Origin of the sequence: Streptomyces tricolor (assembly GCF_002155905.1) — a bacterium.
GTDB lineage: Bacteria > Actinomycetota > Actinomycetes > Streptomycetales > Streptomycetaceae > Streptomyces > Streptomyces tricolor.
Genome location: NZ_MUMF01000473.1, coordinates 1 through 11,667, shown reverse-complemented (window position 1 = coordinate 11,667; position 11,667 = coordinate 1). Strand labels below are relative to the sequence as shown.

11 protein-coding genes and 1 riboswitch are annotated in these 11,667 nt (G+C 70.0%); of the genes, 9 read left to right on the top strand and 2 right to left on the bottom strand.

Going from position 1 to position 11,667, the window contains the following annotated elements:
* Nucleotides 1–784: diacylglycerol/lipid kinase family protein (locus tag CCN44_RS30180; protein WP_086701112.1), on the top strand; the 784-nt coding region annotated here is incomplete at its 5' end.
* A 323-nt stretch (nucleotides 785–1,107) separates the two neighbouring features.
* A complete protein-coding gene (locus CCN44_RS30175) occupies nucleotides 1,108–1,365 on the top strand; it encodes a WhiB family transcriptional regulator (protein ID WP_003992873.1) in 258 nt (85 codons plus the stop codon).
* Nucleotides 1,366–1,571: 206 nt separating this feature from the next.
* Here the strand turns inward: CCN44_RS30175 and CCN44_RS30170 are convergent, their stop codons facing one another.
* On the bottom strand, nucleotides 1,572–3,047 hold the full coding sequence (locus CCN44_RS30170; protein ID WP_079081144.1) for a sensor histidine kinase: 1,476 nt from the start codon (nucleotides 3,045–3,047) through the stop codon (nucleotides 1,572–1,574).
* Between the two features lie 323 nt (nucleotides 3,048–3,370).
* Nucleotides 3,371–4,000, bottom strand: coding sequence for a TetR/AcrR family transcriptional regulator (locus CCN44_RS30165; RefSeq protein ID WP_086701109.1), 630 nt, complete (start codon nucleotides 3,998–4,000; stop codon nucleotides 3,371–3,373).
* 93 nt (nucleotides 4,001–4,093) lie between these two features.
* On the opposite strand from CCN44_RS30165, the gene CCN44_RS30160 reads away from it, so the two are divergent.
* From CCN44_RS30160 to CCN44_RS30135, 7 genes are all read left to right on the top strand, one after another.
* Nucleotides 4,094–4,843 carry an SDR family oxidoreductase gene (locus CCN44_RS30160; protein ID WP_086701106.1) on the top strand — a complete coding sequence of 250 codons (750 nt, stop codon included), beginning with the start codon at nucleotides 4,094–4,096 and terminating at the stop codon, nucleotides 4,841–4,843.
* A gap of 167 nt (nucleotides 4,844–5,010) precedes the next feature.
* Nucleotides 5,011–5,796 (top strand): glucosamine-6-phosphate deaminase, encoded by a 786-nt coding sequence (gene nagB / locus CCN44_RS30155; protein ID WP_059252536.1) that lies wholly within the window; start codon nucleotides 5,011–5,013, stop codon nucleotides 5,794–5,796.
* A 226-nt stretch (nucleotides 5,797–6,022) separates the two neighbouring features.
* Nucleotides 6,023–6,784 (top strand): GntR family transcriptional regulator, encoded by a 762-nt coding sequence (locus CCN44_RS30150; RefSeq protein ID WP_059252535.1) that lies wholly within the window; start codon nucleotides 6,023–6,025, stop codon nucleotides 6,782–6,784.
* A gap of 123 nt (nucleotides 6,785–6,907) precedes the next feature.
* On the top strand, nucleotides 6,908–7,171 hold the full coding sequence (locus CCN44_RS30145; RefSeq protein ID WP_189397060.1) for a DUF3311 domain-containing protein: 264 nt from the start codon (nucleotides 6,908–6,910) through the stop codon (nucleotides 7,169–7,171).
* Complete coding sequence (gene mctP / locus CCN44_RS30140; RefSeq protein ID WP_059252533.1) at nucleotides 7,168–8,796, top strand: monocarboxylate uptake permease MctP; 1,629 nt, start codon at nucleotides 7,168–7,170, stop codon at nucleotides 8,794–8,796. Before CCN44_RS30145 ends, mctP begins: the two co-directional genes overlap by 4 nt.
* A gap of 87 nt (nucleotides 8,797–8,883) precedes the next feature.
* Nucleotides 8,884–9,030, top strand: a complete 147-nt coding sequence (locus CCN44_RS44585) for a hypothetical protein (protein ID WP_158103170.1) — start codon at nucleotides 8,884–8,886, stop codon at nucleotides 9,028–9,030.
* A gap of 52 nt (nucleotides 9,031–9,082) precedes the next feature.
* A riboswitch (cobalamin riboswitch) is annotated at nucleotides 9,083–9,206 on the top strand.
* Between the two features lie 125 nt (nucleotides 9,207–9,331).
* Nucleotides 9,332–11,667: ribonucleoside-diphosphate reductase subunit alpha (locus tag CCN44_RS30135; protein ID WP_086701103.1), on the top strand; the 2,336-nt coding region annotated here is incomplete at its 3' end.

Here is an 11,667-nt window from a genome sequence, read left to right as displayed (position 1 = left end):
CGGCGGCGACGGCACGGTGAACGAGGTCGTCAACGGCCTCCTGCACGCCGGCCCCGCCCCCGACCGTCTGCCCGGCCTGGCCGTGGTCCCCGGCGGCTCCACGAACGTCTTCGCCCGCGCCCTGGGCCTGCCCAACGACCCCGTCGAGGCCACCGGCGCGCTGCTGGACGCGCTGCGCCAGGGCAGCGAGCGGATCGTCGGCCTCGGGCTGACCTCGGGCACGCCGGGCACCGAGGACGAGGCGGTGCCGGCCCGCTGGTTCACGTTCAACGCCGGGCTCGGGTTCGACGCGGGCGTGGTGGGCCGGGTCGAGCAGCAGCGCGAGCGCGGGAAGAAGTCGACGCACGCGCTCTACGTCCGTCAGGTGATCCGGCAGTTCCTCGGCGAGCCGAACCGCCGGCACGGCACGATCACGCTGGAGCAGCCGGGCGCGGACCCGGTCGAGGATCTGGTCGTGGCGATAGTCTCGAACACGTCCCCGTGGACGTATCTCGGCAATCGCCCCATGTATACGTCGCCTAAGGCGTCGTTCGACACCGGCATCGACGTGCTGGGTCTCAGCCGCCTGTCGACAGCCGCGGTTGCCCGGTATGGCACCCAGTTGCTCACTTCGTCCCCCGAGCGGGGACCGCACGGCAAGCACGCCGTGTCCCTGCACGATCTGGACCAGTTCACCTTGCATTCGAAGGTGCCCCTGCCCCTGCAGATGGACGGTGACCACCTCGGGCTGCGTACGAGCGTGACGTTCACAGGCGTACGCCGTGCACTGCGTGTGATTGTGTGAGCGGAACGGGCGAAAGTCCTTTCACTCGAACGTTTAGGCCAGGATCCACCCCATGGAAGTACGGCTGTGACCTAGTCGACACCGAGGAATCAAAAAAAACTTTCCGGAAGGGGTTGTATCCGCCGCTGAGGTTTGCGAGTCTCTACGTGGCGATCGGGACGGCCCGCAACACCGGCCTCCACTGATCACCGGAACCCCTCTTCAAACCACAGGACCACGCCGGGTGAAGACTCGGCGGTCGGCCCTTCACTTGTTGAGGGATTCGTGAAAGCGTTCACATTCACAAGCATCCTGCACAGTCATACCAAGGAGAGGTAGCAGCCATGGACTGGCGTCACAACGCCGTTTGCCGCGAGGAAGACCCCGAGCTCTTCTTCCCCATCGGCAACACCGGTCCTGCGCTGCTGCAGATCGAGGAAGCCAAGGCCGTCTGCCGTCGCTGCCCGGTGATCGAGCAGTGTCTGCAGTGGGCGCTCGAGTCCGGTCAGGACTCCGGCGTCTGGGGTGGTCTCAGCGAGGACGAGCGCCGCGCCATGAAGCGCCGCGCCGCCCGCAACCGGGCTCGTCAGGCCTCCGCCTGACATACCCACCCCTGCTGACAGCCTGAGCTTGGCGGCGCGCACAGCACGTACGCATCTCCCGCCCCCGAGCCGCAGCGCGCAGTTCCCCCGATGCGCTTAGCGATACAAGCAGAGCAGCAACGAGCACGAGCCTCGGACCCCTGGCGGTCCGGGGCTTTTTGCTGCCTTCACCACACCCCGAGCGGCTTTGCCGGTAAGGGAGTTGTCTACTTCTGCGCCCGCACCGGAATGTCGAGGATCACCCGGGTCCCCCGCTGAGGCGCCGGCAGCATGTCGAACGATCCGCCCAACTCGCCCTCCACCAGCGTCCGTACGATCTGGAGGCCGAGGTTGCCCGAGCGGTGCGGGTCGAAGCCCTCGGGCAGGCCGACGCCGTCGTCCTGGACGGTGACCAGCAGCCGGGCCTCCTTGGTGGTGCCGCCGCGCACCGCCGACACCTCGACCGTGCCGGTGTCGCCCTCCCGGAAGCCGTGCTCCAGGGCGTTCTGCAGAACCTCGGTGAGGACCATGGACAGCGGGGTGGCGACCTCGGCGTCGAGTATCCCGAACCGTCCGCTGCGCCGGCCGGTCACCTTGCCCGGGGAGATCTCGGCGACCATGGCGAGCACCCGGTCGGCGATGTCGTCGAACTCCACCCGCTCGTCCAGGTTCTGGGACAGCGTCTCATGGACGATGGCGATGGAGCCGACCCGGCGGACCGCCTCCTCCAGCGCCTCCCGGCCGCGCTCCGACTCGATGCGCCGGGCCTGGAGCCGGAGCAGCGCGGCGACCGTCTGGAGGTTGTTCTTCACCCGGTGGTGGATCTCCCGGATGGTGGCGTCCTTGGTGATCAATTCGCGTTCGCGGCGCCGCAGTTCGGTGACGTCCCGGAGCAGCACCAGGGACCCGATGCGCGTCCCCTTGGGCTTGAGCGGGATGGCCCGGAACTGGATGACGCCGTCGTTGGCCTCGATCTCGAACTCGCGCGGCGCCCAGCCGCTGGCCACCTTGGCCAGCGCCTCGTCCACCGGCCCCCGGGTCGGGGCGAGTTCGGCGGTGGTCTGTCCGAGGTGGTGGCCGACCAGGTCGGCGGCGAGGCCGAGCCGGTGGTAGGCGGACAGGGCGTTCGGGGAGGCGTACTGGACGATGCCGTCCGCGTCCAGCCGGATCAGGCCGTCGCCGACGCGCGGCGAGGCGTCCATGTCGACCTGCTGGTCGGGGAAGGGGAAGGCGCCGGCCGCGATCATCTGCGCGAGGTCGGAGGCGCTCTGGAGGTAGGTCAGCTCCAGGCGGCTCGGGGTGCGCACGGTGAGCAGGTTGGTGTTCCGGGCGATCACGCCGAGGACGCGGCCCTCACGCCGTACGGGGATGGACTCGACCCGTACGGGGACCTCTTCGCGCCACTCCGGGTCGCCCTCGCGCACGATCCGGCCCTCGTCCAGGGCGGCGTCCAGCATGGGCCGCCGGCCCCGCGGGACCAGGTGGCCGACCATGTCGTCCTGGTAGGAGGTGGGGCCGGTGTTGGGCCGCATCTGGGCCACCGAGACGTACCGGGTGCCGTCCCGGGTGGGGACCCAGAGCACCAGGTCGGCGAAGGAGAGGTCGGAGAGCAGCTGCCACTCCGAGACCAGCAGGTGGAGCCACTCGAGATCGGAGTCGTCGAGGGCGGTGTGCTGGCGTACGAGTTCGTTCATGGAGGGCACGTGTGCGAGCGTACCCGGGGCCCGCGGATGGCCGGAAAAACACCCGCGGGCCGCGGCGCCTGGAAGGGACCCTCAACCCTCCCGGCACCGCAGCCCGGAGCATCATCGGCCGTGGGGTGTGCGGTCCCGGTCGGCCGAAGGTCGAGGAGCCGGGGCAGTCAGGGCAGAGAGCCGCGGTTCCTCGATCCGCCTTCCTGTGCGGGGAAGACGGAGGCTTGTTGTTGTCGATTCTGGACTAGACCACAAGGGCGTGTCCATGGTGCGGAGGCGTCCGCGCAGCGGAGGCACCGGCACGCGATGCCACGCAGCCTAGCCCGCTCGGGTCAATCGTGGGGCCAGATGGCCATGGCAATTTCCACGAGTGCTTCCAGTTCCTCCCGGCGTGCGCCGTCGCGGGCCTGCTGGGACATGCCCTGGATCATCGCACCGGTGTGCCGGGCGAGCGCGGCGGCGTCGGTGCCGGCGGGCAGCAGCCCGGCCCGGACGTCCGCCCGGATCCGGGCCTCGATGGCGGCGATGTTGGCGTTGCGGCGCTCCCGCAGCATCGCCTCGACCTCGGGACTGGTGCAGTTGGTGGCGGCGTGGACGATCAGGCAGCCGTGCGGATGGGCCGGGTCCGTGTACACGGCGGCGGCCTCGCGGAGCATGCGCGCGATGCCCTCGCGGGCCGTGGGCTCCTCGGCGAGAGCGCGATCGCCGAGGGCGCCGTGGGTGTCGCTGTAGACCCGGACGACCTCGTCGAACAGGGTGCGCTTGTCCCCGAAGGCCGCGTACAGGCTGGGGGCGCCGATGCCCATGACCCTGGTGAGGTCGGAGACCGAGGTGGCCTCGTACCCGTGCTCCCAGAAGGCCATCAGCGCCTTCTCCAGCGCGGTGGCCCGGTCGAAGGAGCGCGGCCGGCCCCGCGTCCGGCCCGTGCCGCCCTGCCTGTGCGTGTCCTGACCCGTCGCCATGGCGATTATTTTATAGCGCCCCCTAGAAAATTGTCGGCGGGGTCGTGTACGGTTTTTTTGTAACGACCGCTAGACAAATCTGGAGGGGCAGACATGGGTGCGCTCACGGGGAAGACGGCACTGGTCACGGGCGCGAGCCGGGGCATCGGACGGGGAATCGCCGAGCGGCTGGGACGTGACGGGGCCCGGGTGGCGGTGCACTACGGGAGCAGCGAGGGGGCCGCGAAGGAGACCGTGGCGGCGATCGAGGCGGCCGGCGGCTCCGCGTTCCCGATCGGGGTGGAACTGGGAACGCCCGGCGACGCGGAGCGGCTGTGGGCGGAGTTCGACCGGCACGCGGACGGGCTGGACATCCTGGTGAACAACGCCGGGATCGGCACGTCCGCACCGCCGGAGGAGATCGACGAGGAGGAGTACGACCGGGTGTTCGCGGTGAACGCGAAGGCGCCGTTCTTCCTCGTCCGGCACGGCCTGGGGCGCCTGCGCGACGGCGGCCGGATCATCAACATCTCCTCCGGCCTCGCCCGCACCGCGGTGATGCCGGACAAGGTGGCGTACGCGATGACGAAGGCCGCCCTGGACGTCTTCTCCCGGGACCTGTCCAAGCTGCTGGGCCCCCGCGGCATCACGGTGAACTCGGTGGCGCCCGGCATCATCGAGACGGACAACACCGCGGAGCTGCTGGGCACGGAGGACGGCCGGGCCCGGGCCGCCGCGATATCGGCGCTGGGACGCGTGGGGACAGCGGCGGACGTGGCCGACGCGGTGGCGTTCCTGGCCTCGGACGCCGGGCGCTGGGTGACCGGGCACTGGCTCGACGCGACCGGGGGTTCGCTCACCTGAGGGTGGAGACCCGCGCCTCCGATGCCCTCGCGACGGCGAGGCGCCGAGAGGCCCGGAAAAGCCCGGGAAGCAGCCTCCTCCGCCGCGCCCTCGTACTCCCGTTCTGTTAGATTGGTCTAAACCACATAGGAGACGCACACAGCCCTCTTCAGAACGGCAGGCCCAGCGTGGAAGTTGTCATCGTTCCGGATGCCGCGGCGGGCGGCGAGCTGATCGCCGAGGCCATGGCCCAGCTCCTGCGACGCAAGCCCGACGCCCTGCTCGGCGTGGCCACCGGCTCCACCCCGCTGCCCATCTACCAGGCGCTGACCGCCAAGGTGCGTTCCGGCGCCGTGGACGCCTCCCGGGCGCGGATAGCCCAGCTCGACGAGTACGTCGGGCTGCCCGCGGACCACCCCGAGTCCTACCGTTCGGTGCTGCGCCGCGAGGTGCTGGAGCCGTTGGGCATCGGCATGGACGCGTTCATGGGCCCGGACGGCACGGCCGACGACGTCCAGGCGGCGTGCGAGGCGTACGACCGCGCGCTCGCCGAGGCCGGCGGGGTGGACCTCCAGCTGCTCGGCATCGGGACCGACGGGCACATCGGGTTCAACGAGCCGTGCTCCTCGCTCGCCTCGCGCACCCGGATCAAGACGCTGACCGAGCAGACCCGGATCGACAACGCCCGCTTCTTCGACGGCGACATCGAGCAGGTGCCGCACCACGTCATCACCCAGGGCATCGGCACCATCCTGGAGGCCCGGCACCTGGTGCTGCTGGCCACGGGCGACGGCAAGGCGGACGCGGTCGCCGCGACCGTCGAGGGCCCGGTCGCCGCGATCTGCCCGGCCTCCGCGCTCCAGCTCCACCCGCACGCCACGGTGGTCGTCGACGAGGCCGCCGCGTCCAAGCTCAAGCTGGCCGACTACTTCCGCCACACCTACGCCAACAAGCCGGAGTGGCAGGGGATCTAGCCGGTGGCGGCGGCGCCGGAAGCGGACCCGGGCGACGCGTGCCGGTGACGGGCCGCTTCCGGAGTCACTCCCTCGATGGACTAGACCAACAGCGGGTGCAACGGTATATAGAGGAGATCACGGAGCGTGCGGGTGGAGTGCTGACACGACAACCCGTGCCACGATGTGAGCCGTGGCCGATGGGGATGTCGGTCGCTTTCGGCATCCGGAGCCGGGAAGGCAGAGCATGAGCACCGACGTCAGCAGTGCGGAGAACGAGGCAGGCACCACCCGTACCGCGCGCGTGCCCAAGTACTACCGCTTGAAGAAGCACCTGCTCGACATGACGGAGACCCAGGCACCGGGCACGCCGGTCCCGCCCGAGCGCACGCTGGCCGCCGAGTTCGACACCTCCCGCACCACGGTCCGCCAGGCCCTGCAGGAACTGGTCGTGGAGGGCCGGCTGGAACGCATCCAGGGCAAGGGCACCTTCGTGGCCAAGCCCAAGGTCTCCCAAGCCCTGCAGCTCACCTCCTACACCGAGGACATGCGCGCCCAGGGCCTGGAGCCGACCTCGCAGCTGCTGGACATCGGGTACATCACCGCCGACGAGCGGCTCGCCGAGCTGCTCGACATCGCCGCCGGCGGGCGTGTGCTGCGCATCGAGCGGCTGCGCATGGCCAATGGCGAGCCGATGGCGATCGAGACCACCCACCTGTCGGCCAAGCGCTTCCCGGCCCTCAGGCGCTCCCTGGTGAAGTACACCTCGCTGTACACCGCGCTGGCCGAGGTCTACGACGTCCACCTCGCCGAGGCCGAGGAGACCATCGAGACCTCCCTGGCCACCCCGCGCGAGGCGGGCCTGCTCGGCACGGACGTGGGCCTGCCGATGCTGATGCTCTCCCGCCACTCGCTGGACCGCGAGGGCAAGCCCGTGGAGTGGGTCCGCTCGGTGTACCGCGGAGACCGGTACAAGTTCGTGGCCCGGCTGAAGCGGCCCGCGGAGTAACTGCCCCGCACGTTCGCTGAATCGATATACCGATATGCGGACGAGGTCTTCCGCTGTCGCGACGGCGTCACCTAGATTGCCTGCTCATTACACAGGTGATCAGCGAGGGGACGGAGCCGTGGCATGTCCGAAACGCCTGAAGTGAGACCACCGGTGGTGACGCCGGTCCGGGTGATCATCGCCTTGTGTCTCGTCGCGCCCTTCGTGGCGATGCTGTGGGTCGGCTCGTACGCCAAGACGGACCCCACGTTCATCGGGATCCCGTTCTTCTACTGGTACCAGATGCTCTGGGTGCTGATCTCGACCGTGCTCACGATGATCGCGTACAAGCTGTGGCAGCGTGACCAGCGCGGCCGCAAGGGCGCGAACGGGGGTGCGGCGAAGTGAACGACGGCGTCAACGGCGTCGCGCTCGGCGTCTTCATCTTCTTCTTCCTGGCCGTCACGGTCATGGGCTTCCTGGCCGCGCGCTGGCGCAGGGCCGAGAACGAGCACTCCCTGGACGAATGGGGCCTGGGCGGGCGGTCCTTCGGTACCTGGATCACCTGGTTCCTGCTCGGCGGCGACCTGTACACGGCGTACACCTTCGTCGCCGTACCCGCGGCGATCTACGCGGCGGGCGCGGCCGGCTTCTTCGCGGTGCCCTACACGATCCTGGTGTACCCGCTGATCTTCACCTTCCTGCCCCGCCTGTGGTCGGTCTCGCACCGCCACGGGTACGTCACCACCTCCGACTTCGTGCGCGGCCGGTTCGGCTCGAAGGGGCTGTCGCTCGCGGTCGCGGTCACCGGCATCCTGGCGACCATGCCGTACATCGCGCTCCAGCTCGTCGGCATCCAGGCGGTGCTGGACGTGATGGGCGTCGGCGGCGGGGAGGACACCAACTGGTTCGTGAAGGACCTGCCGCTGCTGATCGCCTTCGGTGTGCTGGCCGCCTACACCTACTCCTCCGGCCTGCGCGCCCCCGCGCTGATCGCGTTCGTCAAGGACACGCTGATCTACATCGTCATCGCGGTGGCGATCATCTACATCCCGATCAAGCTGGGCGGGTTCGACGACATCTTCGCCAAGGCGGGCGAGGCGTTCAACCAGGTCAACCCGGTCACCGAGAAGCCGCGTGGGGCGATAGCGCCGCCGGAGGCGGGCCAGTGGACGTACGCCACGCTGGCGCTCGGCTCCGCGCTGGCGCTGTTCATGTACCCGCACTCGATCACCGCGACCCTGTCGTCCAAGAGCCGTGAGGTGATCCGCCGCAACACCACGATCCTGCCGCTGTACTCCCTGATGCTGGGTCTGCTGGCGCTGCTGGGCTTCATGGCGATCGCGGCCGGGGTGAAGGTCACCAACGGCCAGCTGGCCATCCCGCAGCTGTTCGAGGACATGTTCCCGGACTGGTTCGCGGGCGTCGCCTTCGCCGCCATCGGGATCGGCGCCCTGGTCCCGGCCGCGATCATGTCCATCGCGGCGGCCAATCTCTTCACCCGCAACATCTACAAGGACTTCCTCAAGCCCGACGCCACGGCCGAGCAGGAGACCCGGGTCTCCAAGCTGGTCTCCCTGCTGGTGAAGGTCGGCGCCCTGGTCTTCGTCCTCACCATGGACAAGACCGTCGCCATCAACTTCCAGCTGCTGGGCGGCATCTGGATCCTGCAGACCTTCCCGGCCCTGGTCGGCGGCCTGTTCACCCGCTGGTTCCACCGCTGGGCGCTGCTCGCCGGCTGGGCCGTCGGCATGGTCTACGGCACCGCCGCCGCCTACGGCATCGCCTCGCCCACCCAGAAGCACTTCGGCGGCAACGCCAAGGAGATCCCCGGCATCGGCGAGATCGGCTACATCGGCCTGACGGCGTTCGTCCTGAACGTTCTGGTGACCGTGGTCCTGACCGTCGTGCTGAAGGCTCTGAAGGCCCCTGAGGGCCTCGACGAGACCAAGCCGGAGGACTACACGGCCGACGCCGGTGACCCCGGGGTCGAGGTGGAGCTGCCGCCCGCGACCGCGGGCGCCGGTCACTGAACCACGCGGGCACCCCTGACGCCCCGCAGCGGGCCGCCGAGAGCAGGATCATCGGCGGCCCGTTGTCGTACCCGTCCGGCGGCCCCGGTGCCCTGGACTTCCGCCCAGCGCGCCGTGCGCGCCGCCCACCGCGTCCGCGAGCGCCCCGGTCCCGTGCGCATCCCCGAGCCGGGCCGGACGCCGCTTCCGCAGCGGCGGGACATCACTCCGCTCGCTGACGAGTTGACCCTCTGACACCAGACCGGCACAACATCTGGGGGTGCCACGACAACCCGGCACTAGATGTATGCTCGTGCTCGCTGTCGCCGCAGGGGAATCCGGTGCGAGTCCGGAACTGTCCCGCAACGGTGTACCTGCGTGCGTCCGCGCGCCTGTTGAGTCCGACGACCTGCCGACAGCGCACCCGGAACGTCCGGTCCGGGTGGTTCAGAACGTCCGGGCCTCGCGGAGTGGGCAGGTGGACGCGACGCTGTGCGCGCTCGTGGCTGCCCCCTGCCCTCCGCCAGGCCCCGTGCCGAGCGAGGGAGAGCCCCACGTGACCATCGCGCCAGCCGATCCGGCTTCAGTCAGCGAGCTGGAGACCGACGGTCCCGGTACCGCGCTGCTGCGGACCCTGACCGAGCTGACCGCCGACCTGCCCGACGCCGACCCGGGCCGGGTGGCCGCCGCCGCGCTGCGCGGCCGGTCCGCGCGGGCCGACGAGGCGGAGCTGCGGGAGCTGGCCACGGAGGCCGCCGCCGGCCTGATCGCCGAGGACCCCGCGTACTCGAAGCTGGCCGCCCGGCTGCTCACCCTCACCATCCGGGACGAGGCCGCCTCGCAGGGCGTGACGTCCTTCACCGAGTCCGTCGCGGTCGGGCACCGCGAGGGCCTCATCGCCGACCGCACCGCCGAGTTCGCGCGCCTGCACGCCGCACGGCTCGACGCGCTGATCGACGCCGCGGCCGACGACCGCTTCGGCTACTTCGGCCTGCGCACCCTCTACAGCCGCTACCTGCTGCGCCACCCGATCACCCGCAAGGTGATCGAGACGCCCCAGCACTTCATGCTGCGCGTGGCGAGCGGCCTCGCCGAGGACGACACGGCCCGTTCCGTGGACGAAGTGGCGTCCCTGTACGGCCTGATGAGCCGCCTGGACTACCTGCCCTCCTCCCCCACCCTGTTCAACTCCGGTACGCGGCACCCCCAGATGTCGTCCTGCTACCTGCTGGACTCCCCGCTGGACGAGCTGGACTCCATCTACGACCGTTACCACCAGGTCGCCCGGCTGTCGAAGCACGCCGGCGGTATCGGTCTGTCGTACTCCCGTATCCGGTCGCGCGGTTCGCTGATCCGGGGGACGAACGGGCACTCCAACGGGATCGTGCCGTTCCTGAAGACCCTGGACGCGTCCGTGGCCGCCGTGAACCAGGGCGGCCGGCGCAAGGGCGCGGCGGCGGTGTACCTGGAGACCTGGCACTCCGACATCGAGGAGTTCCTGGAACTGCGGGACAACACCGGTGAGGACGCCCGGCGCACCCACAACCTGAACCTGGCGCACTGGATCCCGGACGAGTTCATGCGGCGGGTCAACGCCGACGGGCAGTGGTCGCTGTTCTCCCCCGCCGACGTGCCCGAGCTGGTCGACCTGTGGGGCGAGGAGTTCGACGCCGCCTACCGGAAGGCCGAGGCCGCCGGCCTGGCCAAGAAGACCATTCCCGCGCGGGAGCTGTACGGCCGGATGATGCGCACCCTGGCGCAGACCGGCAACGGCTGGATGACGTTCAAGGACGCCGCCAACCGCACCGCGAACCAGACCGCCGAGCCCGGCAACGTCGTCCACTCCTCCAACCTCTGCACCGAAATCCTGGAGGTCACCAACGACGGCGAGACCGCGGTCTGCAACCTGGGCTCGGTCAACCTCGGCGCGTTCGTCCAGGACGGCGGCATCGACTGGGAGCGGCTGGACGAGACCGTCCGCACCGCCGTGACCTTCCTCGACCGCGTGGTGGACATCAACTTCTACCCCACCGAGCAGGCGGGCCGCTCCAACGCCAAGTGGCGCCCGGTCGGCCTGGGTGCGATGGGTCTGCAGGACGTGTTCTTCAAGCTGCGCCTGCCCTTCGACTCCCCCGAGGCGAAGGCCCTGTCCACGCGGATCGCCGAGCGGATCATGCTGGCCGCCTACGAGGCCTCCGCCGACCTCGCCGAGCGCAACGGCCCGCTGCCCGCCTGGGAGCAGACCCGCGCCGCCCGCGGCGTCCTCCACCCCGACCACTACGACGTCGACCTGACGTGGCCCGAGCGCTGGGACGCCCTCCGCAAGCGCGTCGCGGAGACGGGCATGCGCAACTCGCTGCTCCTCGCGATCGCACCGACGGCCACCATCGCGTCCATCGCGGGCGTGTACGAGTGCATCGAGCCGCAGGTCTCCAACCTGTTCAAGCGCGAGACCCTGTCCGGTGAGTTCCTCCAGGTCAACTCCTACCTGGTCCAGGACCTCAAGGACCTCGGTGTCTGGGACGCCCGCACCCGCGAGGCGCTGCGCGACTCCAACGGCTCCGTCCAGGACTTCCTCTGGATCCCCGAGGAGATCCGCGCGCTCTACCGCACGGCCTGGGAGATCCCCCAGCGCGGCCTGATCGACATGGCCGCCGCCCGCACCCCGTTCCTCGACCAGTCCCAGTCGCTGAACCTGTTCATGGAGACGCCGACCATCGGCAAGCTCTCCTCGATGTACGCCTACGCCTGGAAGTCCGGGCTCAAGACGACGTACTACCTGCGCTCGCGCCCCGCGACCCGCATCGCCCGCGCCGCCCAGGGCCAGGCGCAGGCCGCCAAGCCCATCCCCGTACAGCAGGCCGTCGACCCCGACGCGATCGCCTGCTCCCT

Coding starts and splice junctions, on each gene's coding strand:
- CCN44_RS30175 (WP_003992873.1), top strand. CDS start 1,108: ATGGACTGGCGTCACAACGCCGTTTGCCGCGAGGAAGACCCCGAGCTC.
- CCN44_RS30165 (WP_086701109.1), bottom strand. CDS start 4,000: ATGGCGACGGGTCAGGACACGCACAGGCAGGGCGGCACGGGCCGGACG.
- CCN44_RS30160 (WP_086701106.1), top strand. CDS start 4,094: ATGGGTGCGCTCACGGGGAAGACGGCACTGGTCACGGGCGCGAGCCGG.
- CCN44_RS30150 (WP_059252535.1), top strand. CDS start 6,023: ATGAGCACCGACGTCAGCAGTGCGGAGAACGAGGCAGGCACCACCCGT.
- CCN44_RS30145 (WP_189397060.1), top strand. CDS start 6,908: ATGTCCGAAACGCCTGAAGTGAGACCACCGGTGGTGACGCCGGTCCGG.